Below are 26,744 nucleotides of genomic sequence, written 5' to 3'. Positions count from 1 at the left end.
AACTGATGAATTGATAACAATCAACATAAAAGATTTCATTACTGTAAAAGATCTATGATTTGTATTAACCCCCCGTAACCCGGCTTAACCGGTATATATCTACTCCATATTATACCCCTTAATGCTTTTTATAAAGTGCTAAAAATTAAACTATTAACACATGAAAAAAAAATTACTCATTTTCTTATTTTTATATTCACTGTCAATAACGGCTGTCTTTGCACAAAGGACAGTAACCGGAAAGGTGACAGGAAGTGACGACGGCCTGCCATTGCCTGGCGTATCTATAAAAGTTGCCGGTGGTAGCGGTGGCACGCAAACCAACGCCCAGGGCGATTACACTATTAACCTGCCCGCAGGTTCATCAGCCTTAATATTCACTTACGTAGGTTTTACTACTACTACAGTGCCGGTGGGCAGCCAAAGCGTATTAAATGTTAAGCTAACCTCCGATAGTAAAGCGCTTACCGAAGTAGTAGTAACCGGTTACGGTTTGCAGCAACGCAAACGCGATTTAACAGGTGCCAACTCGGTGGTGTCGGGCAAGGATATTGCTAACGTACCGGTACAAAGTTTTGATAACGCGTTGAACGGCCGTGCAGCTGGTGTGCAGGTTACCTCAGCCAGCGGTATCCCTGGTGCCAACGTGTCTGTAAACATCCGTGGTATTAACTCTATCAATGCTGGTACACAACCGTTATATATCATAGATGGTGTTGAAGTTGTATCGGGCGACCAAAGCCGTAACTTTCCAACGTCTAATGCCCTGGCCGGTATCAACCCTAACGATATTGAATCTATCAATATCATGAAAGATGCCGCCGCCGCCGCTATTTATGGCGCACAGGCTGCCAATGGTGTGGTAATTGTAACCACCAAAAGAGGTAAAGCCGGTAAAACACAAGTAGATGTACGGGCTTATGGTGGGTACTCTGAAGTGATAAGAAAACAGCCTGTATTAAGCACACCGGAATTTATTCAGCTCTCGCGTGAAGCTATTACCAATCGTTACGGGAGCGTAGCTGCAGCCCCTTTGGCGGTTCGCAATTTATTGGCAGGCTTTGGCGACCCTGCTACCGCACCAACTTATGATTGGCAAGATGCGGTATTTAGAAAAGGCGGTTCTCAAAACTATGATCTAAGTGCCAGTGGCGGTAGCGAGAACACTAAGTTCTTTGTTTCCGGCTCATATAACAAGCAAATTGGGCAAACCATAGGTCAGGACTTCACCCGCGGTTCAGGCCGTGTAAATCTTGATCAGAAGATAAGTGATAAAGTATCGTTCGGTACAACCATTAATTTGGCTAGTTACACCCAAAGCGGAACCACAGGGGGTACAGCCTTTGCGAGTCCAAACCGCTCGGCCATGTTGATTCCACCGTACGTGCCCATCTATAATCCCGATGGTACTTACAATACCACTATTCCGGGCGCTTATCCTAATAACGTTTTGCAAACGTCAGACTACGACGTTTACCAGGCTAAAACAAAAAAGTTTACAGGCAACTTTAACTTAAATTACCAAATTACGAAAGACCTGCGTTTCCGCTCATCTTACTCATTGGATTACACAAACATTGCCGAAGATAGGTTTCAAGATCCAAGAACGCCGGATGGTGCGGGTGTAAATGGTCGCGCTGCTGTATACAACACAGCTATTGCCGATTTTAATACCGACCAAACGCTTAACTACAACCATTTATTTGGCGGGCATAAATTAGGTGTAATAGCCGGTGCAACCTATAAAACCGAAAACAATGAGGGTAACAGTGCTACCGGTACCGGTTTCCCAACCTATCAGTTACGCACCCTTAATTCTGCGGCAATCCCCTCTGCAGTTGCAGCGTTTTACACTGGTTACAAACGTATAGGTTATTTCTCACGTGCCGATTATTCTTACAACGATAAATACATTGCCTCGGCAACCGTACGGTATGAAGGTTCATCACGTTTTGGTGCTAACAAACGTTATGGTACATTCCCTGCCGCATCAATCGGATGGCGTATTAATAAAGAATCATTCCTGGACAAAGTTAACTGGATCGATGATCTGAAATTAAGAGCCAGCTATGGTATTTTAGGAAACTCGGCCATTGGTGATTTTGATGCGCTTTCATTATTTACCAGTACAGGTTCATATGCCGGCGGACCCGGCTTATCACCGGTTTTGGGTAATGATAATTTAACCTGGGAGCAATCAAGAACAACCGATTTGGGCGTTGATTTCACGTTATTTAAAGGAAGAATCAGCGGCGGTATAGGTGCGTTTATTAAAAAAACGTCGCAACTGTTACTTAACCGTAGCTTGCCTATTAACGGTGGTTTTAGCAGCTACAGAGCAAACGTGGGTAAGCTGCAAAACAAAGGACTTGAGCTGGAATTGAATACCACTAATATTGCAGGCAAGTTTCAGTGGACTACAACAGCTACTGCTACGATACTGAAAAGTAAACTGCTTGAACTAAACGATGGCCTGCAAAGTTTAAACAATACTTACTTTGTTGGGGAGCCCTTGCTAACCTTTAATACTTACCGTTATGCTGGTGTTAATCCTGCCGATGGCAATCCCATGTATTATGATAAAAATGGTAACATTACCTATAGCCCTACAACTGATGACCGTGTAAAAGTGGGCAGCCAGTCGCCAACAGGCTACGGTGGTATTACCAACACCTTTACCTACAAAGGCATATCACTATCGGCATTTATACAATACCAGTATGGTAACAAAGTAAACAACGTTGATGCACAGTTTTTAAGACGCATGGGCAGCACGCTTGACCGTAACCAGGATGTATCTGAATTACGCAGGTGGCAAAGGCCGGGTGATATTACCGATACGCCCCGTCCTTATTACAACACCGGCGTTCCAACGGGCGATCAGGCAGGTGGTATAACTTATACCTCTGTTTACAGCTTGGTAAACACGCACATGATCGAAGATGGTTCATATGTACGCTTAAAAACGCTTAGCTTATCTTACAACCTGCCGGCTAAGTTATTGTCACGTACTTTCGTGAGGAACGTGCAAGTTTATGCTCAGGCTTATAATCTGGTAACCTTAACCAAATTTACTGGTACCGATCCTGAGGTTGCATCGGCCAGCTATTCGGGTACAGTGCCGCAATATCGTACCGTTACTTTCGGCGTACAAGTTGGTTTATAACATTTTATTTAGGAAGAAAAGATGAAAAAAAATATAATAATACTGCTTGCAGGATGCGCCATAGGTCTGTCATCATGCAAAAAAATATTGGATACGGAACCGCGTCAGTCCATCTCATCTGATGTTGCTTTAAACAGTGCGGCTGGTATCCGCGGGCTGCTGAATAATGCCTATTCGAACTTAACTCAATCTGGCCTTTTTGGTAGGGATATAATCGTTCAATCCGAAGTGCTGGCCGATAACTGCCGTATTGCTACCTCAAACTCTAATCGCTTCGTTAACGAGGCCAATAATCAGCCGCGTGCGCACTTTGATGATTATACTACTATTTACCCAATCATCAATAAGGCAAACCTGATTATCGATTATATTGATAAGGTGGCTGATGCTACGGCGGCTCAAAAAGCTTCCATTAAAGGGCAGGCGCTGTTTTTAAGAGCCTTGCTTTACTTTACACTGGTTAATGAATATGCTTATAACCCTAAGCAAATTGTAAATAGCTTTAATTTAGGTGTGCCCATCTCGTTGAAAGGCGTATCCACGGTAAGCCAGATCGAGGGCTTGCCACGTGCCACAAGTGCTCAGGTATATGACCAGGTAAAAGCCGATTTAGCTGCTGCTATTACCTTGCTGGATAATCCCGCAGGTAATAATGCTAAAATCTATGCTTCAAAGGGAGGCGCTCAGGCTTTATTATCAAGGGTGTCTTTGTACAACCAAGAGTATCAGGCAGCTATTGACAATGCTACAGCAGCTATAAATTCAGGTGTAGCAACATTTGTTTCTACTGCTACAGTAGCCGGGTACCAAAGCATATTTAACCAAAAGTACAGTCCCGAGTCGTTGTTCGAAATTAATATAGATGTATCTGAAAGCAACGGTACTAACTCTATTCAGAACATCTATCAGCGCCTTAATAATGCATCAAACAGCTCGAGCGGTTATGGCGACGTAGTACCAAGCAACAGTATGCTTGCTGCTTATGAAGCGGGTGATTTACGCAAGGATGCTGAATTGATAGCCGTTAATAAAGCGGGTGAGCCAGTTTTTTGGATCCAAAAATATCCGGGTTCGGGAGGTCAATACGGCGTTGACAATATTCGTGTCATCCGTATATCTGAAATGTATCTGAACCGTGCTGAAGCTTACGCACGCTTAGGCGGTGCAGGTAACGAAGACTTAGCCCGTGCAGACGTCAACAGAATACGTGCAAGAGCCGGTTTGCCTGCAACAGCTGCAACAGGCACTGCCTTAATTGATGTAATTTTAAAAGAGAGAAGGGTAGAGCTTGCTTATGAAGGCCACCGTTGGTTTGATTTAACACGCCTGGGCATGAATATCGTTAAAGATAATGGTACGCTGCTTTATACCGATTTTAAAATTCTTCCTCCAATTCCAATCGGCGAGTTAGACATCAACCCTAATTTGGTTAGAAACCCTGGTTATTAATTAAACGATTACAATGAAAAAGAATATAATATTTGCATGTTTAGCATTTGCCGTTTTTGTAATAACGGCATGCAAAAAAGAGTATGATACCTACGAAGGCCCGTCGGTAGTGGAATTTTCTCCGGCTGTTAAAAGTCGCTCGCAAGGTACCGTTGCTACACCCGGTTATGATAGCGTAAAGGTACAGTTGGTTGGCCCCCAGCGCAGCACCGCTGCCGAACTGAATTACACAGTTGATGCAAGCAGTACAGCCGTTGCCGGTACACACTACACTATTGCCAATACCGGTAAACTAACGTTGCCGGCTAACAGCAGCTTTGGATGGATACGTGTTAACCTCATTCCGGGTAGCATACCTACCAACAGTGCTGCTAACCAGCGGAAACTAGTGCTAAAACTCGATGGAAACAGCGAGTTGCCGGCCAGTGTTAATTATCGTACGTATACGCTTACTATTACTTTTTAATAGTTAAAGCTGTTGTCGAAAGTCCTGGTTGCTGTAAGCAACCAGGACTTTTTTTTATGAGAAAAAACTAAATACTTAGGTGATTTTCACACATTGCAGCAATCAGGTGCCGGTTACCTTTACATCAACCAAGTAAGTAAAGTTTTCTTCATTCATATTTGGTCAGTTAATGAAATAGTTTATTAAAAATTTAAAAGTCGTTTACGCGAGGTAGGCGACTTTTTCCATTTACCGAAGTTTTGAAAAAGTTAGTTTGGGGTTTAATTTTAAGTTTTTGCAATTAAAATGTAACGTTTTAAAATAAAGGCGGTCTTATAGTTAAAAAAAGAGAACTATGAGAGCTTTAATGATTTTAGCGGTAGCTGGGGGATTGTATGCATCGGAGGGTAGTACAGTTAAAAAAACGTATAAAAGCCATTCCGTATACAAAGTACATCACAAATGTAAGCTTGTAAAAGCTAAATGCAGGCCGGTTAGCCCCGCCCATAGCTAAACAGCGATTATAGATACAGATATTCAACCATTCCTTCACTTTCACAAAAGAGAGAGCCCTTAATCAGCAAGGGCTCTCTCTTTTGCTTTAGGCCGATGCAAACATCTGGTTACCGGGCTTGTTCAACACTAAAAAGCTCTGATATATGAAAAGTAAAGCCAGTATTAAAGGTCACCCGCTACATCCCATACTTATTCCGTTTCCTATTGCTTTTTTGATCGGTACTTTGGTTTTTGATTTGCTACATGTAATAAACCGCAACGAAAGTTACTGGCGAACGGCTGGGTACCTGGAAATAGCTGGTATAGTTACAGCATTAGCGGCTGCCGTGCCAGGTGCTGTGGATTATTTTACTATTGTGCCACCACAAAGCTCAGGTAAGAAGCGGGCAACGCAACATGCCTTAGTTAATGTGGGCATGGTGTTGGTTTTTATTATTGCCCTTTTTTTAAGAGATAAGGCAAGCAACATTGTTATTTTAGGTTTAGAAGGCCTAGGTGTAATTATGTTATTTGTATCGGGCTGGTTGGGTGGTACGCTGGTTTACCGCAACCAGATAGGGGTAGACCCGCGCTATGCCAACGCCGGTAAATGGAAAGAAGCTCACTTTAACCAAACGAGCGGCAGCATTGAAGTGGCAACGAGCAACGAACTTGAAACCGACCAGATGAAACTGCTGCATGTGGGCAATAAGCGAATCGTACTGGCCAAAACAGAAAGTGAGTACCTGGCTTTTGATGATCGCTGCACGCACAAAGGTGGCTCCCTGGCTGGAGGCATGATGATTTGCGGAACGGTACAGTGCCCGTGGCATGGTTCGCAGTTTGACTGCAAAACCGGCCTTGTAAAAGCCGGCCCTGCAACCGAGAAGATAGCCACTTATCCCGTAACTGAAACCAAAGGCAAAGTGTATTTAAGTTTATAGAAATAGCAGGCACTCATAAGAACTGATTTCTTAGGTTGCTATAATGGGCGTGATATCTTTCGGGTCCAAATAAATTAATTTTCCTTTCGCTCGTCCGGTGCTAACCATTTCATCAGCCCCGGCAGATGGTCCGCCAATGCGTAGTATGGCATCGCAGTGGTCTATTAGCTGTACAGCTACAGGATGAAATATCTCATTGAAAATAGCATCACCGGTTTGTTTTGATCCGGCAGCTTCAATAAGCGGCAGTGTAAACCACTCGCCCAGCACAGGCAAATGCCCCATCCGGTAAATTTTAAGCGCTGTATCTGTCATTGCCCTCACATTGGCGGCAATAAGGGTAGGATCGTCATTGGTGCCGGAGCGGTAAGGGCCCGCAACCAATATCATTAAAGATTGGTTATTTGTCATGAAAACTGTGAAAAGGTTAGGAGAAAAATAAGCTGTTATTGTTTGGTTAACCGATAAATATCACTCTCGTTACCGTAATTCTTAGTAATTTTAAGTTCATTGCCGGTTTGGCTAAACTCGTACTCGCCCGACAGGATAAGTGTCCAGTTAAAATTTGCTGTGAATGCACAGTTGTTTTCAAAATTGATTTTATTTTTGGTGAAAGTGTAGGTGCCGTTGCATAGGGCAGGGTAATTAGCTATATCGCTCTGGCCGGTCCACTTGCCGGTATTTAGGGTAAGCGTAACGTTGGCAGTTTTGTTGTCGAGAGCAGGTCCAACACGCTGGTAGGTGCCTTTGTAATTGCCCTCTAATTGAGGTGTCTTAACTTGGCTTTTTTTGCAGGCTACTGCAGTTAAAAGGATTAGTGCAACAATGGCGGTAATAATATTGAATCTTTTCATCAAGATATGGTTTACAACCTATACGTCAGGCGAGGCCCGTGTGCTACAATCCAAGTGAACAATTATTCACTTTTTTCTTCACTTTCAGCTACACGTACTTTATCGCCCACGGTAATTGCACCGCCTTGTACAATGCGCGCCGTAATGCCGCCATGGCCTCGCACCGCATTGTAACCGCCCGGGCCTAATGTCTCTTCCATGCGCGAACAGGGATGGCATTCGCCGGTGTATTCCAGCAATACCGAACCTATCCAGAATTTACGGTCTTTAAGCGCATGCAGGTTGATACCTTTAACCACAATGTTGCGGCGTAAATCGCCGGGCGTTAAATCTGGTTTCTGCATTACTGATGCAATCAAATCCAGGTGTTCCTGTTGTATGAGCGTAAGCTGCCGCTTGCTGGTAGGCGAGCCCGAAAAATGATCGCCGGCCAAACCTTTCAAGGTGATGGCGTCCACCTCATTGAGTGATAGCAGAGGCGCTTTGCGTTTGGGCCTTATGCCAATCCAGGTTACCATGCCTTGTTGTGGCATGGTATTCATCAGTATTTGCAATGGCGAATTAGCCGATAATTTCATAGACACCCATTTAGTTACAATACCAGTTGTGCGTGTAATTTTTGCAGCGTTACCAATGCATCTGCACAAAAACCAGGGTGCACTTTTGAGGCCTGCACTACCGTGCTCCGTGTAGCCGTAAGCCACCTGAACCTGGATGCCGCATCCAGCTTGCCAATGGCGCCGCTTTGCGGGCTGCCCAGGCAAATTTGCTCAAAGGCATGTAAATTTTGCTGTAAATCATCAACATCTAACTGCTTGCAAAAAGCCTGCAGGCGCTCACAATCCACAGTGATGATACATCTTAAAAACTTAAGTTTGGCACAATATAGAATCACGCCAACGTTCAAAAATTCCTCGCGCTCAACCCTGGGCACAACGCGTATTACGGCGTACTCAAATAAGTGTTGCTCTGGCATTTTTGGCTTCGGTTATAAATATTTCTGACGCAGCTAAACGTGTGGTTAAAAACTGGTAATACACTTCGCGGCGTTCATTGGCAGTGTCGGTTGTTGATGCATCAATCAGCCAATCATCGGGTATTAAGTTTACTATATGGCGAATTTGCTCGTTGGTAAGCAAAGTTTTAAACTCGGCATTAACCTCATCCAGCTCGCTAGCCCAGGGCAGCAGTACATGGTCTTTTACCTGTACAAAAGGCTTTACAGCCTGCTCGCGCCAGTTATACCAGCTATGATGAAAGTATAAAGCGGCACCATGGTCAATAAGCCAGAGCTCCTTGTGCCACATCAGCATGTTCGTGTTGCGCGGGGTTCTGTCAACGTTAGTCAATAAGCAATCTAACCAAACAATTTGTGAGGAAAGCCGGCTATTCAACTTTGTAACTACGGCATCAAAAGTGATAGCGCCCGATAGATAATGCAAGGCCAGATTTAAGCCGGTGCTTGCTTTTAGCAAATCTTGTATTTCTTCGTCGGGCTCGGTGCGACCAAAAGCGGTATCGAGTCTGGCAAATACCAATTCAGGAACTCTGAGCCCCAGCGCACGGGCAATCTCGCAGCCAATCAACTCGGCAATAAGCGCTTTAACGCCTTGCCCTGCCCCCCTGAATTTAAGTACATATAAAAATTCGTCATCGGCCTCGGCAATGGCAGGCAACGAACCCCCTTCGCGTAAGGGGGTAACATACCGTATTACATCAACCGTTCGTAACTGAAGTGGATCTATAACCATAAGTAACATTCTTATCCTTACATCAGGTGTCAACCAGATAGTTAAGATAGGATAGGTCAAATATACATCATCTTCGTATTTGAAGCTAAATTTTATGATATGCTGTGGCGGATGTATATATATATTATTGGCCTTGCATTCCCTTACCTGAAGCTTAAAATCTAAAATAGCTGTAATTATGATAACCTTAACAAAAGCCCCGTCGTTACTCAGATTCAGATGTCAATTAAAGGTTAATCTTCGATGCGGTTTTGTAATGGTCTTAATCGAGTAGTGGTTTTGTTAGGAAATTCGTATAAAAATTGATGTTTTGCTGCGAATAATTTATTGTACTATCTTGCTCATTTACTTTATTCGAAAGTCACTTAAAAAGGCAGCTCTACTGCTTAAAGCATAATTAATGGCATTTTTCAATCAACTTTTAGTATGATAATATAGTATACTTATTGGGAAAAATTTCATAATAAGTAATTATCCCAAAACTTAGTTTTGAAGTGCAATTGCTCACCCAGTTGCGGTTAAACCAATTCCCCCCTGTTATACTATCAATTAATATTTAATGAGCTGGTTGCCAGCTGATTGTTTGTTAAATTTTAGCAGGTGATGACTTGTGTTTTAAAAGCTTTATTGAAAAAAATAATTTAATTATGAGAAAACTCTATCTCTTATGTGTGCTGCTATGCGCAGTAGTAACGGTACAGGCGCAAACCCGCGCACTCAGCGGCCGGGTGGTGGATGCCAGTAACAGCGAAACGCTCATTGGGGCCGCGGTACGTGTACAGGGAGGCACTACCGGAACAATTACCGATGTAAACGGAAAATTTACAGTCAACGTTCCAAACGGACAGAATGTAACCTTAACAGTGAATTATGTTGGTTACGCTGCACAAACTGTAACATTCACTGCCAATGATCAGGATGTTACCATTAAACTGGCCGCACAACAAAACTCTTTAGATGAGGTTGTGTACATTGGTTATCAAACCGTTAAACGGAGAGACCTTACAGGTTCCGTACCGTCAGTAAAAGCAGCCGACATTGTACGTGCCCCTACACACAACCCACTTGAGGCTATACAAGGCCGTGCAGCCGGTGTAGATATTTCACGCAGTTCAGGTAATGCTGGCGCAGGCGTAAACATTCAAATTCGTGGTACGCGGTCTATTCCTACCGCTTTAACTAACGCAGCAGGAATTAACGCAAACGGCCCCCTTTTGGTAGTTGATGGTGTGCAAAATGGCGGTAGTATCAATAACATAAACCCGAATGATATCGAAAGCATCGATATCTTGCAGGATGCATCTTCAACAGCCATTTATGGTTCACAGGGAGCCAATGGCGTTATCGTTATTACAACCAAAAAGGGTATTGCTGGTAAAGCCAAAATATCTTACAATGGTTACTATGGTATTAACGGCTGGACCAAGTTTCCGGAACCCCGTCAAGGCGAAGATTACCTTAACTTAAGGCGGGAATCGTTCCGTGATCCGGTAACAGGTGTTATCCCGGCAGATAACGTTGTTTTCAACAACGCAGGTGAATTGGCCGCTGTTCAGGCAGGTCAGTTTGTTAATTGGGTTGATTTAGCTACACAAAATGGCACGCAGCAAAGTCATACCGTAAGTATAAGAGGCGGATCTGAAAATACTAAAGCGCTTTTTTCTTTAGGTTACTTTAAAGAAGAAAGTCAGTACGCCAATAACGACTATACTCGCTACAACTTCCGTTATAACATTGATCATAAAGTAAATAACTGGTTCAAGGCCGGCATAGTAGGTCAGCTAGCATTTAACAAAACCAACGGACGTCGTGATCCGCTTTCAACTGCATTAACTGCAAACCCTATAGGTGTGCCTTTTAATGCTGATGGTAGCATAAATACATTTCCAATTGCTGCCAATACAAACACAGTAAGTCCTATAACCGACGAGCGTCCAGGCGCTTCGGTAGATGAAACCGTAGGTAATGAAATAAACGCAACAGGTTACATAGAATTAACGCCTATTAAGGGCCTTAATTTTCGTAGCAACTTAGGTGTGGTATTGAACAATAGCCGTAGGGGCGAATTTTACGACCCGTTTTCATTAACACAAAATAACTTTAGGTATTCTTCTGCCTCAGCCACAAACTCTGGCAGCCGGTATTATAACTGGGATAACATCTTAAGTTACAACAAAACTATTAACAAACATAATTTTACGGCTACTGCGTTAACCAGCTATATTCATAGTGAAAATGAAACTTTTGGTGCTACAGGTTTAAGGCAGGTTTTATCGTCGCAACTGTTTTACAACTTAGCGGGTACCGATCAAGCTGGTAGAATACTTAGCTCTTCTTACCAACGATATGATTTGCTTGCTTTCGCCGGCCGTATCAATTACAGTTTTGACGGTAAATATCTTTTACAGGCTTCGGTTCGTCATGAAGGCGCATCAAGGTTGAGCCCCGATTACAGGTGGGATACATTCCCGTCTGTATCTGCCGGATGGGTTGTTAACCGCGAATCTTTCCTGTCTGATGTTAGTCAAATTGATAATCTGAAATTAAGGGCAAGCTACGGTGTTACCGGTAACTCAACTATTCCTGTGTATGGTACACAAAGCTTATTAACATCAGTGCCAATGGGATTCGGTGAAGTTTCTGCACCGGCATATATTTTCAACGGTCAAATACTAACAACCGACTTACGTTGGGAAAAATCAAGAACGTTTGACATTGGTACTGATATTAGTTTACTGAAAAACCGCATTAGCGCTACTATAGACTGGTACTATACCAAGACGAGTGATATCTTGTTTCCACGTCCTTTACCGCTATCTACCGGGCAACAAACTGTTTATGAAAATATAGCAGCAACACAAAATGTGGGTATCAATGCCAGTTTAACCACAGTAAACATCCAGTCAAAAAGTTTTAAGTGGAGTACTACAGCAACCTTTTCACACAACAGTGAAAAAATTACTAATTTGATTGACGGCCGTGACATCATTAACGCAGAGGATAACTCTCTGTTTATAGGTTCGCAGATACAGTCATTTTACAACTACCGGAAAATTGGTATCTGGCAGTTAGGTGAGAACGCCGACGGCCGCGCAAAGTTCGGTACTACAGCTTTTAAACCTGGTGATATTAAGGTAGAAGATCTAAATAATGATGGCCTCATTGACGCAACTAATGATCGTACGGTAATTGGCCATGCGCAACCTACCTGGTATGGTGGCTTACAAAATACCTTTACTTATAAGAACTTTGATTTGAATGTGTTTTTAGTTGCCCGTTACGGACAAACCATCAGAGCAGAGTTTATTGGTCGCTTCGATCCGTCCGGCCTTACCAATGGACCAGGCAACTTTGATTACTGGACAATTAATAACCCAACAAATAATTTCCCTAAACCAGGTCGGGGCAATATATCCAATTTATATCCAGGTACATATACCTCACTTTTATATCTGGACGGATCATTTTTAAAGGTTAAAAATCTGTCATTGGGCTATACCTTTCCAAAAAGTGTAACCGATAAAATTAAAGTAGGGTCACTACGTTTTTATGCTACGGCATCTAACTTATTCACCTTTACAAAAAGTCCGTTGTTGAAAAATTACGACCCGGAAAGGGGAGGTGCTGAATCGTCGCCACTTAACCGTCAATTAGTTTTTGGTGTAAACCTTGATTTTTAATTAAGCTATAGTCATGAGAAGAAACATATATAAAATAACAGGCCTTTCATTACTTACAGTAGCCTTGTTATCATGCAATAAACGTTTAGATGAAGTTAACCCTGGTGGTGCTACATCAGACGCGACCTGGTCTACTCCGCAAGGATTTGTAACTAACGTAAATGGTGCATACCGCGAACAACGGGCATACTATGGTAAAGAAGACGGCTTGTTAGTTTCAGAAGGCGGAACAGATTTGTGGTTCAATGCCAACAAAGCCAACTATGCTAACCAGCTAACCCGGTATGCAAACATATCAGCAGCTAGTCCAAGCGGCGCTGTAATTAACTTTTTTACGCTTTTCTATAGATCCATCAATATTTGTAATGCTGGTATCAGTCGTATTGATGATGCTGGATTTACAGATGTTGCCGAGAAAAACCGCCGTTTAGCCGAGTTACGCTTTTTAAGAGCATTTTACTATTGGCACATTGTAGAGCAATTTGGCGGTGTGAGTTTACGAACCACCGAAACAACCACTGCGGAGTTAACCGCACAACGCAGTCCAGTTAGTGCCTTTTATGATTTGATTGTTAGTGATTTGCGGTTTGCAGCAGACAATCTGCCAAACGGATGGGGGCAGGAATATAGCAGGGCCACTAAGAAGTCTGCATTAGGCATGCTTGCCAGGGCCTATCTATCAAGAGCTTATTATGCCCCTGCAGGCAGTGCTGATCGTAATAATTATTTCACATTGGCCCGGAACACTGCTAACGAAGTAATAACCCGCAAAGCTGAATTTGGTGTAGATTTATGGGCTTCGCCTGCAGACTTATGGAACCCGGCCAATAACCGTGTAGGTGTCAATGCGTCTACTCCGGGCAATAAAGAAGGTTTATACATTATAAGTAATTCGACCAATACCGCTATTGATTACGACTTAAATGCTAACCGTTTACACGCATGGTTTTTGACCCAGTATAACGGCCGCCCGGGCTTAGTAACCAGCATACAATATGGGTTTGATAACCAGCGCCGATTACAGCCTACCCGGTATCTGCTCGAATTGTTTAACGAACAGATGGATGCACGGTATGCAGCCAGTTTTCAGGAACGATGGATCGCAAATACACCTTTTACATGGAATGCGGCCACTGCAGCCACCTACGGTAAGGCATCTTCAGTTGTAGGTACACAATTAGTACCAGGAACCAGCCTAGCAATGGAAATAACCAAAGGTGTGATTGCCGATAAAGCGACCAAGCCTTGGGTAACCGTTGATATTAATGATATGTATGAGGCCGATGGCAGAATCAAATCAACTACAGACTTTGTGCCTCTTAAGAAGTTTTTAGATTATACACGTACCTTACCGGCATCACAGCCAGGGTATAACGACATCATTGTAATGCGTTTAGCCGAAATGTATCTTATTTCGGCCGAGGCTGAATTTCAATTAGGCAATATTGCTGCGGCGGCGACTCAAATAAACGTTTTGAGGGCACGTGCGGCGGTTAAAACTCCTCAAGATCAAACTGCAGCAATGCAAGCCGTTACACTACCTGCATTATCAGCTGGTAACGCAGCAGGTTTACAGTTTATTATGGAAGAACGTGCAAGAGAGCTTTGCGGTGAGCATTTACGCTGGTATGATTTAAAGCGTGTTTATAGCAACAACTTTGCGTCCTACATCAAAAGTAAGAACAAAGATATAACCGATGTGCAGGACTTTCACAGATTAAGACCTGTTCCGTTGGCAGAGTTAAATGCATTAAGTAACGCAGCTGAGTTTGGTAACAACCCTGGTTATTAACAATCCTTCAGTAAAAGTAAGAAAGAAAGCAGGCGAGGTGTCAATCCCGCCTGTTTTTTTGTTTATAGGAACCGGTTAGCTGTTTCAGAAATTTGTTCTGAATCATGGGGCGCCATTAAGGTGCGGTTGTATGGTAACAATGCCAACTTGTAAAACAATGGAAAGAATAACCGTTATTCGTTTCGGCCGAGCTTGCGGTAAAAGTGCGAATACCATACAAGACAATAACTCATTTAATCGATATTTTGTCCACTCAGCAGAACAAGTTTTTAATAGAATATTTTTATGGAATACCTTTAAGAATGCCCAAGGTATTGGGAGGTAAATCATTAAAAGTTATTTGGCTCTTGTTACTCAGCTTCTATAATGCTCATAATTAGCGCTGTTTTGCAAGTGGCCCGTGCCAAATTGAGCACCCTGTTGCAACTGTGTTTTGCGGTAGCATTGTAACTTAGCTTTAAATCTGCCTGTAAAACAAACGGCGTTCATGGTTGCATGAACGCCGTTTGTACTTAAAGATAATCGCTTACTTGCCGTTTGGCGGTACCACCTTGCTTAGCGGAACCACACTGTTCAAATAAACCTCAATATTGGTGTAACCATTACCGTTTTTAGCCGGTAATACGGCATCAGCTGCGCTGCGTGGGTTAAGGCCTGCTTTAGTTTCATAAGTGTCGGGCATGCCATCGTTATCGCTGTCTTTGTAAGGAGTACCAGCGTAGCTAGGGTAGCCACCAACCTGGTTAGGGTCGGTGATGATGCCTTGCTTGTAAGAGTCATCGGGCAGGCGGTGTTTAATAAATTCTTTGCCTTTGCTGTTGGTGGTATTTTCCACGTAGCTGATCTTCCCCGTCTTCACGTCTTGTACAATGCGGCTGTCTACAGCATCACGTTTAGGCAGGCTGCAACCCACATTTGCCAACACGTAAGTGTAAGCATCCGCAGCCGCAAGGGTTTTGATTTTAGCTATCGGGAAAGGCTTGTTTGACCGGATACTATCGGTATAGCGGCCGGCATCAGCCATCTCGCCAATTTGTATACCACCATCCCAGTTGTTCTTGGTTACGCGCTCGTTGCCTTCCATAATGTTGCCATTGGCGTACACCCGGCCAAACAAGGTCGACTTATCTTTTGCACGACCCGATTCCGGTTTTAGGATCCGGTGACCGATTGGCTTGTCTAACGGCGTTATAGGACCTGGTTTGTAATAGTTGTTGATAAAATTGAAAAACGAGTTGTTATCGCCACCGTCGGCACTACGGTTCCACCAGTTAAATACTACGTTGTTTACAAAGCCAAAGTCGCCGTACATACCTATAGATGGGTTGCGGGCAATGTTGTTGGCCCAAAGGTTACGCATAAACGTACTGTTTAAACCGCCAATGGTGCTACCAAAAGCATGGTTATAAGTGTCTAATGCTTCCGAGAAGATAGAATTCTGTATGGTAACATTAACTGTTGGCATCTTTTCCTGCTTGGCACCGTTGCGGTCATATACGTGGCGGTAAATAGACATATTCTCGTCCAATCCCCAGCTTGCCGATACGTGATCAATAATGATATTGCCAACCGGATTGCCGCCCAGGGCATCATCACGGCGTGCCACATCGGTAGCACCACGGCGGAAACGCAGGTAGCGGATCACAACATCATGCGTGTTAATCCATACCGATTCATTAGCGATACAAATACCGTCGCCAGGTGCAGTTTGCCCTGCTATGGTGATGTAGGGCGCTCTAATAATTACCGGACTTTGCAGCTTGATAATACCAGCCACGTTAAACACAATAACACGTGCACCACCTTGCTCACAAGCCTCACGGAAGGTACCTGGGCCACGATCGGCCAGGCTGGTCACTACAAATACCCTGCCGCCGCGGCCACCTGGTGTAAAGGCACCGCCGCCTTCAGCGCCCGGGAACGCGGGGATTTTTGCTTGAGGCAGATCAGATGGTTTATCTGCCCATGGCACAAATGGTTTGCCGTTCTTTTCATCGCGCTGAATGATAGGCAATGCTTTTTGCCAGGCCAGGTCAGACAGGCGTTGCTCTTTGGCCAGTGCTGAATCGGCAACGGCTTGTACAGCCGGCGGAATTTCCGGGTATTGGGCTTTTGCGGTTTTAACAGCACCAATAGCAGCCATAAAGGCCATTGTGCTTAGTATCGTTTTATTCATATGCTTGGGTTCATCATTACCGCTTGTATGGCGGTTTTTAGGTTAATGATAATAACTGGTTGTACTTATCAAATATCCTATCTGTTTGCCATTCATAACTGTATAATTTTTACAAAGTATTATACAATATTAGCTTAGGGGCTTAAAATCATGTAACATGTTTGTGCGTTTAAAAAGCAAATTGCAAATGCAGTTTAAACAAAAAAGCGGATGGCCCTGCCATCCGCTTTAATCGGTAACAAAAGATACTTATTTATCTAAACCACCGCGGCGGATGGCTTTAACCGGCAACGGCCATTGCATAGGCTGGCCTGTACGTGGGTTGTTTCCTAAAACGGCTTTTTCGGTTGATGTTCTTTGTGGATCTTCGCTGGCCATGTAAATTAAAATGGCTGTAAGTATAGCGTTACTACGCACATCATCAAAAATGATCTTATCATAAGTATCGCGGTTGGTATGCCAGGTGTAGTTAAAGTACGACCAGTTTAACGAGCTTAATGAAAAACCAGGCGCTCCCATAGCCACAAACGAAGCAAAGTCAGATCCACCGCCACCCGGTGTGCCCGGAAAATTGGTTTTAACCTGATCGCGAATGCTGGCCGGTGCTGCAGCCAGCCAGCGGGTAATAGACTCGCCTGCGCGGGCATAACCCTGGCCTGATATGTTTACAACGCGGCCTGTACCATTATCCTGATTAAACAGCGCCTGCAGGTTTTTTACAATCTCGGGATGATCTTCAACAAACGCACGCGAGCCGTTCAGGCCCTGTTCTTCACTGCCCCAGTGGCCTACCAGTATGGTACGTTTGGGTTTAGGATATACTTTCTTCAAGATACGCATGGCCTCCATCATGGTTAGGGTACCAGTGCCATTATCAGTAGCGCCGGTGCCGCCATCCCAAGAGTCAAAGTGGGCCGATAGCATTACATATTCATTGGGCTTTTCGCTACCCTTAATTTCGGCAATGGTGTTATAAGTAGGTACTACACCCAGTTCTTTCGATTCGGTATGCATGCTGATGCGTGGCTTATCGCCTGACTCGGTTAATCGATATAGCAAACCGTAATCTTCCAGCGCTATATCAACTGTTGGAACCTTTTTGGTGTAAGCACTGAATATTTTATCAACCCCAAAACCGGCCGACCAATTGGAGGTGATAACACCTGCGGCGCCCGCATTTTCAAGAGCCACAGGCAATGTTCGTGCGGTATAGCCTGTTTTAGCTATGCGTTTGGCCCATGCCTCGGTTTGGGCGGTGCGGGCTGCTTTCATTTTATCGAATGATTCTTTAGTGGCAAACTCTTGCCAGTTATAATCGGGCCGACCGGTTGGTTGCGGCATCGACATCATTACAAATTTGCCTTTAACGGTTGGCAACCAGTTTTTAAATGCTACAGAATCGGCCAGGTCTGGCACAATCACCAGTTCGGCTGTTACGGTTTTGGTACCCATGCTTGGGCTCCAGGCCAGCTGTGTACCCTCTAACGATTTCACGCGCGGATAAACCATGTCAATGTGAGATACACCCCTTTCCCAGCCACGCCACTCGCCCCATTTTTCGTTGCGGGCTGCAACACCCCAACTTTTATATTTGGCTACGGCCCAGTCATTGGCTTTTTGCATTTGCGGTGTACCCACGAGCCTTGGGCCAATGCCGTCAATTAGTTCATGCGCTAGTTTTTCGAGCTGTGAGTTATCGTTGCCTTCTTTTACAATCTGGTCAACAACGCTGTTTTGGGCTTGTGCAAAGTCGTACGAAACGAGCAAGGCTAAACCTGTGAGCAGCGATAGGAAGTTGGTATTGCATTTCATATGGGCAATATAATCATTATTGCAGTTGAGATAAGTCACGCTGTTGTTACAGACAATGTAGCGCCAAGCTTAATAACGTGTTATTTTTTATGGACAAAATTGGTAACTTTAACATATTAGATATGAGGAAATTTGTTATAGGAACACTTTTAGCGTGTGTGGGCTTAAGTGCATTTGGTCAGAAAAAGTTACGCAGTTACCCTATAGATACCACGATGTTTGCCAGTAATGCGCACCACTGGTATGATATAAAGGACAAGCATAATATTATTAATCCTAAAAAAAACCAGCCCAGGTACAAAGCCGATGATTTAAGAGCGGTAGGCGACAATATTTTGTTGTATCAAAAAAGCAACGGCGGCTGGCCTAAGAACTACGATATAATGGCCATTTTAACGGCCGGTCAGAAAGATAGCCTGCTAAAAGACAAAGATAACCTGAACACCACTTTTGATAATGGTACCAGTTACACACATGTGGCCTCGTTGGCTAGGATTTATCAGGCAACTAAATTGCAGAAGTACAGCGATGCAGCATTGGCTGGTATAAACTTTATCTTAAAAGCGCAATACGCCAATGGCGGCTGGCCACAATACTATCCGTTACAAAAAGATTATAGCCGCCACATTACCTTTAATGATGATGTGTATGTGGGGATTATGGAATTATTAAACGAGATTAAAAAAAATAACGACGTTTACTCATTTTTAGATGCTGAAAAACGCAAAGAGGTGGAAACTGCATTTAATAGGGGCATTGAGTGTATTTTGAATACCCAGATCAATGATTTTGGTGAAGTTACAGCCTGGTGTCAGCAGCATGATGAAGTTACATTAAAGCCGGTTTGGGCCAGGGCATTTGAGCCACCTTCTATTTGTAATGCAGAAAGCTCGGGCATTGTATTGCTGCTCATGGGTATCGACAATCCGTCTGAGCGCGTGAAAAACGCTGTTCAACAAGCAGTGCGCTGGTTTAAAGAATCGGCTATTGATGGGATAAGAGTCGAGGTTATTGCTGCCCCGGCAGATACCAGCCAGTTTACCATATCCAGAATTGACAGGGTAGTGGTGCAGGATGCTACCGCACCACCGATATGGACACGTTATTATGAACTGCAAACACACCGGCCGCTATTTTGTAACCGCGACCGCAAGGTTGTATATTCCTTAAAAGAGGTTGCACGTGAACGCCGGTCAGGCTATGGCTGGTATACCTATAACCCGCAAAAGGTGCTGGATCGGTACCCCGAGTGGTCTAAAAAATGGGGCGTAGCTAATTAAATCAGCCGTTTTTAGCCTGCTGTTTTGGTCCGCCGCCACCTTGCCGCCTGCCGTTACCTTTGTTGTTACCACGGCCTCTGTCACGCCCCGGGCGATTATTTGCTTCCGGTTTAAACTTTGGGCCTTCGCCTAGTTCGGCGGGTAGCGCAATTTCGTCTATCTCGCGGTCAATAAGCTGTTGTATGTTTTTAAAGCGGCGGAAATCGCGCTCGTTTACAAAGGTAATAGCAGTGCCTGTAGTTGCTGCCCGGGCTGTACGGCCTATGCGGTGTATATAATCTTCAGGGTCGGGTGGTACATCAAAGTTAACAACAAGGTCAATACCTTCAACATCAATACCACGTGAAAGAGCGTCAGTGCCAATGATAATAGGCAGCTGCTTGTTCTTAAATTCCAACAAAATCTCTTCGCGCTCGCTTTGCTTAATATCGGAGTGAAAAGCGTTCACGTTTAAGCCGGCACCTTTCAATTCTTTGTATAAAGATTTAACGCGGTCTTTGGTTGATGAAAAGATAATAATGCTGCTGTAAGTTCCGCTCTTTAAAATACCAACCAGTAATTTGGTTTTTTGCTCATCCTTAACCTTATATATCTGTTGGTTAATACCAGCAGCGGGTTGCGATATAGCAATATTGATTTGCTCCGGATCTTTTAAGATGCTGCGGGCAAGTGTACGTATACGGCCCGGCATAGTAGCCGAAAAAAGCAGCGTTTGCCGGTTTGTCGGCAGGTAACTGATAATACGCATAATATCATCCTGAAAACCCATATCCAGCATGCGGTCGGCTTCATCAAGTATTAGGTACTGTAACTGATCGAGCTTTAGTGATCCAGAAGCCAAAAACGAAATCAGGCGGCCTGGAGTGGCTATTAATATATCTACCTTATTTTGAATACCTCGTTTTTGCTGCTCGTAGGCGCTGCCGTCGCCGCCGCCAAAAACCGCAAGCGAACTAACCTCCGTAAAGTAGGCCAGGCCTTCTACCTGTTGATCTATTTGCTGAGCCAACTCGCGGGTAGGAGCCAGTATAAGGGCACTAATACGGTGTTTGGGGTTAGTGCCTATCAGGTTTAATACTGGTAATAAATAAGAGGCGGTTTTACCTGTTCCTGTTTGTGCACAGGCAATAACGTCCTTGCCTTTCATTACCACCGGAATAGCCATTTGCTGTATAGCAGTTGGCGTTTTATAACCCATGCTCAGCAAGCCTTCGGCAAGCTGTTCATTAAAATTAAAGTCTTTAAATGTCAAAATCAGTAACGCGCTTAAAATCAATCAGGAGTTAATGTAACTCCCTTTTCAAAGCTACTTAAAATATGCCAATAACGTAAATATGCTTTAAGGTGTTTTAGTTGTGCAGAAGCTACCCCTTAAAAATTTGGATTAGCGGTCCACATAAAATTCTAAACTGTTAGTTTAATGACTTATTATTTTACGCTTGTGAGTTTAGCTGGATAGAATTATGCTTGCCTGTTTAATAAATTAAACACTTTTTGTTGTAAAACCTCCATATCAAAAGGTTTCTCTAAGTAGTCGTCGGCTCCGGCTGCAGTAGCTTTATGTCGCACATCCATGCTGGCCGAAACAATTATCACAGGAATATCTTTGGTAGACGGTTGCCGCTTTAACTGCTGGCAAACTCTTTGGCCATCATGACCGGGCATCTGAATGTCAAGTAAAATCAAATCGGGCTGTGCTTTTACAGCCTGCATTACAGACGTACCGTCATTAACTTTTAACACTTCGTAGCCTGAATGATCTAATATGGCTGAGATAGAATCTACAATCGATTTATCATCATCTGCAATCAATATCGTCTTTTGCCTGGTATCCATGTGCAAATAGTATCAAAAATTAAGCCTGATTTTGTATCTTACGACCAATCTTTTTAAACCATTAGTTAAAAAGATCGGTCATTTGAGAATTATTTATGAAGTTAAGAAGAAAAAAGATACTTACAGACGGCGTTTTAATAATATTGGGCATATTGTCAGCAAGTTTGGGTTTAAAGGGGTTTTTGCTATCTAGCCATTTCATCGACGGCGGTGTTACCGGCATATCAATGCTACTTGCCGATATAACCAATTTGCCAATTGCCGTACTTATCTTTGTTATTAATATACCATTCTTAATTTTAGGTCTCAAACGCCTGGGGTGGGTGTTTGCTATTAAAAGTGCCATAGGAATTGCAGGTCTGTCTTTGTGTATAGCGTTCATTCACTTTCCAGACGTAACGCCCGACAAACTACTGACCGCAATTTTTGGTGGTTTTTTTATAGGTGTTGGCATTGGTTTTGCCATGCGCGGTGGGGCCGTGCTTGACGGTACCGAGATAGCTGCGCTGTTACTGAGCAAGAAAGCGCAATTACTCAAGATAAGTGATATTGTGCTCATCCTTAATATTATCATATTTGGAGCTGCGGCATTTTTGCTGGGTATCGAGTCGGCTATGTATTCGGTACTTACGTACGTTTCTGCATCCAAGATGATTGATCTGATCTTGAACGGTATTGAGCAATATACAGGAATAACCGTTGTATCGATGAAGAGCGAAGTGATACGCAAAGTGATTACTATGCAGCTGGGGCGTGGCGTTACGGTTTACCAGGGGAAAAGCGGTTATGGAAAAGATGGTTACGTTAATGACCCGCGCGATATAATCTTTACCGTAGTTACCCGCCTGGAGGTGCCGTCTCTTAAGGAGAAGATACTGAAGATTGATCCGGCGGCATTTATTATACAGCAAAGTATAGACGACACCACCGGAGGCTTCCTAAAACGTAAAGGGTTACATTAATTCACTTTCTGAAGCTACCTGTACTTCGACAGGAATGCTGCTAAGCACCCTGAAGTTAACACATAGCACTTCAGACTTGTAGCGCTTAATTCCTAATTCGTCTGTATAACACTTGGTTTTAATTTTACCTTCCAGGTAAATTAAATGGCCTTTGTTCAAATCGGGAGCTGTTTCGCTCAGCATAGGCACGGGTATTTTAACCTGATGCCATTCTACATGCTCAACCGATTGATTGTTTTTCTTAATAAACTCGTTGGTGGCTAAAGGGAAACTGAAAAAGTTCAGGCCGTCCGCTTGTGTGTGAAGCCGGGGTGTTTTACCCACATGTCCAACTAAAAACACTTTGTTAATACCGGCATTGTTAAACATAGATAGTCGTAATTTTAAAGATTGTACCTGTTATAATAATAAAAAAGAGCGTTTGGTTGTAAAGCAAGTTACCGTTAAAAATTAAGTGGTAAAACCCGAACAAATACTTATTCGGAAAGCGTTAAATACGTGTTTTTTATTAGGCTGTTAAAGCGTTGTTTGTACTTGTATACAAGCATATTCTGTTTACAAAATGTGCCAAATCAAAAGGCTTGGCTATAAACTCATCACAGCCATAATTGCCTAATGAGAGTAATACTTTGGAGTAGGCCGACATGATAATTACCGGCAAGCCACTCGTTAAAGGATTTTTTTTAATCTGCGCACACAATTCTCCTCCATTGATACCATTTAAAATGTAATCGATAAGTACCAGGTCGGGTTGATAATTGTCTATACAGGTAAAGATGTTATCAGTATCCTCCAAGGTCTTCACATCGAAGCCCTCATAGCTTAAAATTTCCTGCATTACGTCAAGAATAGCCGGATCATTGTCTAACACCAGAATGCGCTTCATATGTTATTATATTATTTTAACTAATTCAATAACGAAGCTTCTAAATGATAAGACGTGCCGGGGCGAAGCGCTTACCGCACATTATCATATAAATGACGCTAATTAATTATAAAGCAAATATAAAGCACCATTTTAACCATTTAATAGGTATAAACTCGGGTTTAAAGAGGTGGTAAATACGCGTTTTTGGAATACGTATTTATTGGCAGGGAAGGAATATTAAAGTTGAAATTACCTTATTATATTATTAACAATGGCAAAGCGTATTAATGAAGCGGTATTTCGTGTGCCGGTTTTTTCGATAAGGTTTTGACGATGACCTTCCACGGTACGTTTGCTGGTGAATAGTTTGTCGGCAATTTCTTGATTAGTAAGTCCTTGGGCAATTAAAGATAAAACTTCTATCTCGCGTTTGGACAGGTCCAGGTTTTCAGAATTTTCAGGCACGTTTACTTCAGGCGAAACGATCATTTTATCGAGCATGCGCAACGCCAGTTCAGAGCATAGGTATCGCTCATTGTAATTGCAAATGTGCCTTATAGAAAAGGTTAATTCATCAGCGCTTACGTTTTTTAAGATGTATCCCGAAGCTCCAGCTTTGAAAGCCTGGCTTATATAACGCTCATGATCAAGCATCGACAATACAATTATTTTAACAGTCGGGAATTGTTCTTTAATCTTTGCAGCTAACTCCATACCGTTCATTACCGGCATGTTAACGTCAGTTAAAATAACATCGGGCAGCTCTTTGCTATTTTGCAATAAATCAAGTGCCTGCTGACCGTCAATAGCTTCAGCCAATATTTTCATATCAGCCTCTTTGTCTAACAAAGATTTTATTCCGTTCCTTACTATATTATGATCGTCGGCTAATAATATTTTTATCATGTGCGTGCTTAAAATTTAGTCATAACCTGTTCAACTAAAGGTTAAAATAGCGTGTTGTTAGTTGGTAACAATCCCGGTCTTGCAATGTTCATGTGTAATGCTTTATTTAATTGCATAATCAAATAATCACATAGCAAAGGCGTTGTTTTTTCGTCGGCTTGGTGCATCCCAAAGTAAATAGCCTGCAGCCCCTGTTTGCTCCATTGTGCAAACCGGTTTACCCAGGCATCAATGCGCAGGTAATCGGTAGGGTGCAGGGCATTCCCCACAAAACGAATAAAAGCTACAGGTGTAGTAAGTGTCATGTGCACCACATCGCGCCTGCCGGCAGTATCGGTAATGATGGAGCCGATGTTAAGTTTATTCATTAACTCAAAGGCGGCGTTGTAGTGTATGGTATTGGCAAACCAGTCTTTATGGCGTAACTCTGCAAATACGGGCAGGTCGCGGGGCAACCTTTCGATGTAACTTTTAAATTCGGCAAAGTGCTGCGGTAAATAGCCGTCGCTCATCTGTAAAAACATAGGCCCCAGTTTGTCTTCAAAAGCCAGCATGCTTTCATAAAAAGATGTTGTAATCTCATCGGCCTGCTTTAAGCGCTTTATATGCGTAATAAGCTGGTTAAACTTGGGGCAAAACTTAAAGTCGGGATTACTGGCAGCTTTTTCTTTCCATTTGGCAATAGTAACAGCATCATGCATGCGGTAGTGCGTCGCATTTAACTCAATCATGTTGAAATGCTTTACGTACTCCTGTAAAAAGTCGGCGCTTTTTGTTTTGGCCGGAAACATCATGCCTTTCCAGTCCTTTTGCCCCCAGCTGGAGCAGCCTACATAAACTTGCAGCGGCTGTTTACCTTTGGCTTCGCGCAAAGTTGCGGTAGTTAACGCTGCATCAGGCGGCAAAGTAAAATCAATAAGGTCGAGTTCTGGCAGTATTACTTTGCCAAATTCCATTTCATTTGTGCTTAAGCTTAAGTTGTTGTTACTGTATTGGTAATGAAGTAAATGTACAAATTAAGTGGTAACCTTTTCCAGCATTTGTATATAAAGTTTAATGCCTTCTTCAATTTCATTGGTATAGATGAATTCATCGGCCGTATGTGATCTTGCAGAATCACCCGGACCTACTTTAACCGAAGGAATATCAAGCAGTGCCTGGTCTGAGGTGGTGGGGGAGCCATAAGTGGTTCGGCCCAGTGCTATACCCGCCTGTACAATAGGGTGGTTTTTATCTATAGATGATGGCTTTAGCCTGACCGACCTAGGCACCACATCGCAACTAACCTGTTGTTGAATAATATTAAGCACCTCCTCATTACGGTAGGCATCGGTTACCCTCACATCAACGGTAAAAGTACAGGTTGCCGGTACTACGTTATGTTGTGACCCGGCATTAATTACCGTAACCGACATTTTTATTGGTCCGAACATTTCAGATTCTTCTGCAAATCGGTAATTGCGAAACCATTCAATGTCTGCCATTGCTTTGTAAATAGCGTTTTCCCCTTCTTCGCGTGCGGCATGACCTGATTTGCCGTGGGCGGTACAGTCTAATACCATTAGCCCCCGTTCGGCAATGGCCAGCTGCATTAGGGTTGGTTCGCCAACTATGGCAAACTCAAGTTGCCCCAGATCGGGTATCACCAGTTCTAATCCGTTTACACCTGATATTTCTTCTTCGGCAGTGGCGGCTAAACAAAAATTATATTTCAAATCCGTTTTGTCATAAAAATGCAGAAACGTGGCAATCAGCGATACCAGGCATCCGCCCGCATCATTACTGCCCAAGCCGTACAGCTTTCCGTCCTCAATAGTTGGTTCTAACGGATTGCGGGTATAAGCCGAACTTGGTCTTACCGTATCATGATGGGAGTTAAGCAATATAGTAGGCTTTGCAGCATCAAAGTACTTATTATAAGCCCATACATTATTAAGTTTGCGATGTGTGCTGATGTTCCGCTGTTTAAAAAATTCTTCGATAATACTGGCGGTACGGTCTTCTTCTTTGCTAAAGGACTGCGTTGCTATCAATTCTTTTAAAAGCTGCAGGGCGTTATGATATAGCGTTTCGGTATTAGTCATAGGGTTAGGCATTAAATGCCCTTTGGTATATTGCAAATGTATACGATTTTACTTAATGGCATACGGTTATTATGCCTTTTAAATTAAAAACCAATAAGCGGCAATCGTTTCTATAATGGCAATTCGCATACATTAAAATCACATCATCTTATCTCTTCAGATGACAAACAATTACGCCTGCACACCTATACTGCTGATATATAGAAAAGCAAACTGCCAAAATCTTAATGAGCTTTGGCTGCAA

Annotated in this window: 22 protein-coding genes; 8 read left to right on the top strand and 14 right to left on the bottom strand. The window is 43.2% G+C overall.

Annotated elements, in window-relative coordinates; translation table 11 throughout:
• Positions 1-160: 160 nt before the first annotated feature.
• The 4 genes from ABDD95_RS14450 (at position 161) to ABDD95_RS14435 (ending at position 6,499) form a co-directional block, all read left to right on the top strand.
• Positions 161-3,166, top strand: coding sequence for a TonB-dependent receptor (locus tag ABDD95_RS14450; RefSeq protein WP_345948047.1), 3,006 nt, complete (start codon positions 161-163; stop codon positions 3,164-3,166).
• Positions 3,167-3,187: 21 nt separating this feature from the next.
• Positions 3,188-4,615 carry a RagB/SusD family nutrient uptake outer membrane protein gene (locus ABDD95_RS14445; RefSeq protein WP_345948046.1) on the top strand — a complete coding sequence of 476 codons (1,428 nt, stop codon included), beginning with the start codon at positions 3,188-3,190 and terminating at the stop codon, positions 4,613-4,615.
• A 13-nt stretch (positions 4,616-4,628) separates the two neighbouring features.
• Positions 4,629-5,081 (top strand): hypothetical protein, encoded by a 453-nt coding sequence (locus ABDD95_RS14440; RefSeq protein WP_345948045.1) that lies wholly within the window; start codon positions 4,629-4,631, stop codon positions 5,079-5,081.
• A 638-nt stretch (positions 5,082-5,719) separates the two neighbouring features.
• The gene (locus ABDD95_RS14435) at positions 5,720-6,499 is read left to right on the top strand and encodes a DUF2231 domain-containing protein (protein ID WP_345948044.1); all 780 of its coding nucleotides are present in this window, start codon (positions 5,720-5,722) and stop codon (positions 6,497-6,499) included.
• Between the two features lie 30 nt (positions 6,500-6,529).
• On the opposite strand, the gene ABDD95_RS14430 is transcribed toward ABDD95_RS14435, so the two are convergent.
• The 5 genes from ABDD95_RS14430 to ABDD95_RS14410 all read right to left on the bottom strand — a co-directional run bounded on the left by ABDD95_RS14430 (position 6,530) and on the right by ABDD95_RS14410 (position 9,104).
• Positions 6,530-6,910, bottom strand: coding sequence for a DUF4406 domain-containing protein (locus ABDD95_RS14430; RefSeq protein ID WP_345948043.1), 381 nt, complete (start codon positions 6,908-6,910; stop codon positions 6,530-6,532).
• Positions 6,911-6,945: 35 nt separating this feature from the next.
• The gene (locus ABDD95_RS14425) at positions 6,946-7,353 is read right to left on the bottom strand and encodes a hypothetical protein (RefSeq protein ID WP_345948042.1); all 408 of its coding nucleotides are present in this window, start codon (positions 7,351-7,353) and stop codon (positions 6,946-6,948) included.
• 62 nt (positions 7,354-7,415) lie between these two features.
• Positions 7,416-7,931, bottom strand: a complete 516-nt coding sequence (locus ABDD95_RS14420; RefSeq protein WP_345948041.1) for an MOSC domain-containing protein — start codon at positions 7,929-7,931, stop codon at positions 7,416-7,418.
• Positions 7,932-7,945: 14 nt separating this feature from the next.
• Positions 7,946-8,329: a DUF3037 domain-containing protein gene (locus ABDD95_RS14415; protein ID WP_345948040.1), complete on the bottom strand. Its 384-nt coding sequence runs from the start codon at positions 8,327-8,329 to the stop codon at positions 7,946-7,948.
• Positions 8,307-9,104: a HipA family kinase gene (locus ABDD95_RS14410; protein ID WP_345948039.1), complete on the bottom strand. Its 798-nt coding sequence runs from the start codon at positions 9,102-9,104 to the stop codon at positions 8,307-8,309. Before ABDD95_RS14410 ends, ABDD95_RS14415 begins: the two co-directional genes overlap by 23 nt.
• A 647-nt stretch (positions 9,105-9,751) precedes the next feature.
• On the opposite strand from ABDD95_RS14410, the gene ABDD95_RS14405 reads away from it, so the two are divergent.
• Both ABDD95_RS14405 and ABDD95_RS14400 read left to right on the top strand, forming a co-directional pair.
• Entirely contained in the window at positions 9,752-12,784 is a 3,033-nt protein-coding gene (locus ABDD95_RS14405) for a TonB-dependent receptor (protein WP_345948038.1), read from the top strand.
• A 13-nt stretch (positions 12,785-12,797) separates the two neighbouring features.
• Entirely contained in the window at positions 12,798-14,576 is a 1,779-nt protein-coding gene (locus ABDD95_RS14400; RefSeq protein WP_345948037.1) for a RagB/SusD family nutrient uptake outer membrane protein, read from the top strand.
• Between the two features lie 526 nt (positions 14,577-15,102).
• Here the strand turns inward: ABDD95_RS14400 and ABDD95_RS14395 are convergent.
• Entirely contained in the window at positions 15,103-16,752 is a 1,650-nt protein-coding gene (locus tag ABDD95_RS14395; RefSeq protein WP_345948036.1) for a polysaccharide lyase, read from the bottom strand.
• Between the two features lie 249 nt (positions 16,753-17,001).
• Entirely contained in the window at positions 17,002-18,564 is a 1,563-nt protein-coding gene (locus ABDD95_RS14390) for a M20/M25/M40 family metallo-hydrolase (protein ID WP_345948035.1), read from the bottom strand.
• Positions 18,565-18,686: 122 nt separating this feature from the next.
• Between ABDD95_RS14390 and pelA the strand changes: the two genes are divergently transcribed.
• Complete coding sequence (gene pelA / locus ABDD95_RS14385) at positions 18,687-19,844, top strand: pectate lyase (RefSeq protein ID WP_345948034.1); 1,158 nt, start codon at positions 18,687-18,689, stop codon at positions 19,842-19,844.
• A gap of 1 nt (position 19,845) precedes the next feature.
• Here pelA and ABDD95_RS14380 read toward each other — a convergent pair whose 3' ends face one another.
• Positions 19,846-21,096 carry a DEAD/DEAH box helicase gene (locus tag ABDD95_RS14380; RefSeq protein WP_345948033.1) on the bottom strand — a complete coding sequence of 417 codons (1,251 nt, stop codon included), beginning with the start codon at positions 21,094-21,096 and terminating at the stop codon, positions 19,846-19,848.
• 209 nt (positions 21,097-21,305) lie between these two features.
• The gene (locus ABDD95_RS14375) at positions 21,306-21,680 is read right to left on the bottom strand and encodes a response regulator transcription factor (protein ID WP_345948032.1); all 375 of its coding nucleotides are present in this window, start codon (positions 21,678-21,680) and stop codon (positions 21,306-21,308) included.
• A 95-nt stretch (positions 21,681-21,775) separates the two neighbouring features.
• On the opposite strand from ABDD95_RS14375, the gene ABDD95_RS14370 reads away from it, so the two are divergent.
• Entirely contained in the window at positions 21,776-22,642 is an 867-nt protein-coding gene (locus ABDD95_RS14370) for a YitT family protein (RefSeq protein WP_345948031.1), read from the top strand.
• Here the strand turns inward: ABDD95_RS14370 and ABDD95_RS14365 are convergent.
• The 5 genes from ABDD95_RS14365 to ABDD95_RS14345 form a co-directional block, all read right to left on the bottom strand.
• The gene (locus tag ABDD95_RS14365) at positions 22,634-23,011 is read right to left on the bottom strand and encodes a single-stranded DNA-binding protein (protein ID WP_345948030.1); all 378 of its coding nucleotides are present in this window, start codon (positions 23,009-23,011) and stop codon (positions 22,634-22,636) included. The genes ABDD95_RS14370 and ABDD95_RS14365 overlap by 9 nt on opposite strands.
• Positions 23,012-23,150: 139 nt before the next feature.
• The gene (locus ABDD95_RS14360; protein ID WP_345948029.1) at positions 23,151-23,528 is read right to left on the bottom strand and encodes a response regulator; all 378 of its coding nucleotides are present in this window, start codon (positions 23,526-23,528) and stop codon (positions 23,151-23,153) included.
• Positions 23,529-23,759: 231 nt separating this feature from the next.
• Positions 23,760-24,416: a response regulator transcription factor gene (locus tag ABDD95_RS14355; protein WP_345948028.1), complete on the bottom strand. Its 657-nt coding sequence runs from the start codon at positions 24,414-24,416 to the stop codon at positions 23,760-23,762.
• 41 nt (positions 24,417-24,457) lie between these two features.
• Positions 24,458-25,372 carry a DUF72 domain-containing protein gene (locus ABDD95_RS14350; RefSeq protein WP_345948027.1) on the bottom strand — a complete coding sequence of 305 codons (915 nt, stop codon included), beginning with the start codon at positions 25,370-25,372 and terminating at the stop codon, positions 24,458-24,460.
• 60 nt (positions 25,373-25,432) lie between these two features.
• Positions 25,433-26,500 (bottom strand): M20 family metallo-hydrolase, encoded by a 1,068-nt coding sequence (locus ABDD95_RS14345; RefSeq protein ID WP_345948026.1) that lies wholly within the window; start codon positions 26,498-26,500, stop codon positions 25,433-25,435.
• Positions 26,501-26,744: the final 244 nt, after the last annotated feature.

This window comes from Mucilaginibacter sp. PAMB04274, from assembly GCF_039634385.2.
GTDB lineage: Bacteria > Bacteroidota > Bacteroidia > Sphingobacteriales > Sphingobacteriaceae > Mucilaginibacter.
The sequence above is the reverse complement of the archived record's forward strand: the minus strand, read 5'-3'. Positions and strand labels throughout refer to the sequence as shown.

Bases quoted from the DNA above. Each gene is read 5' to 3' on its own strand.
- ABDD95_RS14450 (WP_345948047.1), top strand. From the start codon at position 161: ATGAAAAAAAAATTACTCATTTTCTTATTTTTATATTCACTGTCAATA.
- ABDD95_RS14445 (WP_345948046.1), top strand. From the start codon at position 3,188: ATGAAAAAAAATATAATAATACTGCTTGCAGGATGCGCCATAGGTCTG.
- ABDD95_RS14440 (WP_345948045.1), top strand. From the start codon at position 4,629: ATGAAAAAGAATATAATATTTGCATGTTTAGCATTTGCCGTTTTTGTA.
- ABDD95_RS14435 (WP_345948044.1), top strand. From the start codon at position 5,720: ATGAAAAGTAAAGCCAGTATTAAAGGTCACCCGCTACATCCCATACTT.
- ABDD95_RS14430 (WP_345948043.1), bottom strand. From the start codon at position 6,910: ATGACAAATAACCAATCTTTAATGATATTGGTTGCGGGCCCTTACCGC.
- ABDD95_RS14425 (WP_345948042.1), bottom strand. From the start codon at position 7,353: ATGAAAAGATTCAATATTATTACCGCCATTGTTGCACTAATCCTTTTA.
- ABDD95_RS14420 (WP_345948041.1), bottom strand. From the start codon at position 7,931: ATGAAATTATCGGCTAATTCGCCATTGCAAATACTGATGAATACCATG.
- ABDD95_RS14415 (WP_345948040.1), bottom strand. From the start codon at position 8,329: ATGCCAGAGCAACACTTATTTGAGTACGCCGTAATACGCGTTGTGCCC.
- ABDD95_RS14410 (WP_345948039.1), bottom strand. From the start codon at position 9,104: ATGGTTATAGATCCACTTCAGTTACGAACGGTTGATGTAATACGGTAT.
- ABDD95_RS14405 (WP_345948038.1), top strand. From the start codon at position 9,752: ATGAGAAAACTCTATCTCTTATGTGTGCTGCTATGCGCAGTAGTAACG.
- ABDD95_RS14400 (WP_345948037.1), top strand. From the start codon at position 12,798: ATGAGAAGAAACATATATAAAATAACAGGCCTTTCATTACTTACAGTA.
- ABDD95_RS14395 (WP_345948036.1), bottom strand. From the start codon at position 16,752: ATGAATAAAACGATACTAAGCACAATGGCCTTTATGGCTGCTATTGGT.
- ABDD95_RS14390 (WP_345948035.1), bottom strand. From the start codon at position 18,564: ATGAAATGCAATACCAACTTCCTATCGCTGCTCACAGGTTTAGCCTTG.
- pelA (WP_345948034.1), top strand. From the start codon at position 18,687: ATGAGGAAATTTGTTATAGGAACACTTTTAGCGTGTGTGGGCTTAAGT.
- ABDD95_RS14375 (WP_345948032.1), bottom strand. From the start codon at position 21,680: ATGGATACCAGGCAAAAGACGATATTGATTGCAGATGATGATAAATCG.
- ABDD95_RS14370 (WP_345948031.1), top strand. From the start codon at position 21,776: ATGAAGTTAAGAAGAAAAAAGATACTTACAGACGGCGTTTTAATAATA.
- ABDD95_RS14365 (WP_345948030.1), bottom strand. From the start codon at position 23,011: ATGTTTAACAATGCCGGTATTAACAAAGTGTTTTTAGTTGGACATGTG.
- ABDD95_RS14360 (WP_345948029.1), bottom strand. From the start codon at position 23,528: ATGAAGCGCATTCTGGTGTTAGACAATGATCCGGCTATTCTTGACGTA.
- ABDD95_RS14355 (WP_345948028.1), bottom strand. From the start codon at position 24,416: ATGATAAAAATATTATTAGCCGACGATCATAATATAGTAAGGAACGGA.
- ABDD95_RS14350 (WP_345948027.1), bottom strand. From the start codon at position 25,372: ATGGAATTTGGCAAAGTAATACTGCCAGAACTCGACCTTATTGATTTT.
- ABDD95_RS14345 (WP_345948026.1), bottom strand. From the start codon at position 26,500: ATGACTAATACCGAAACGCTATATCATAACGCCCTGCAGCTTTTAAAA.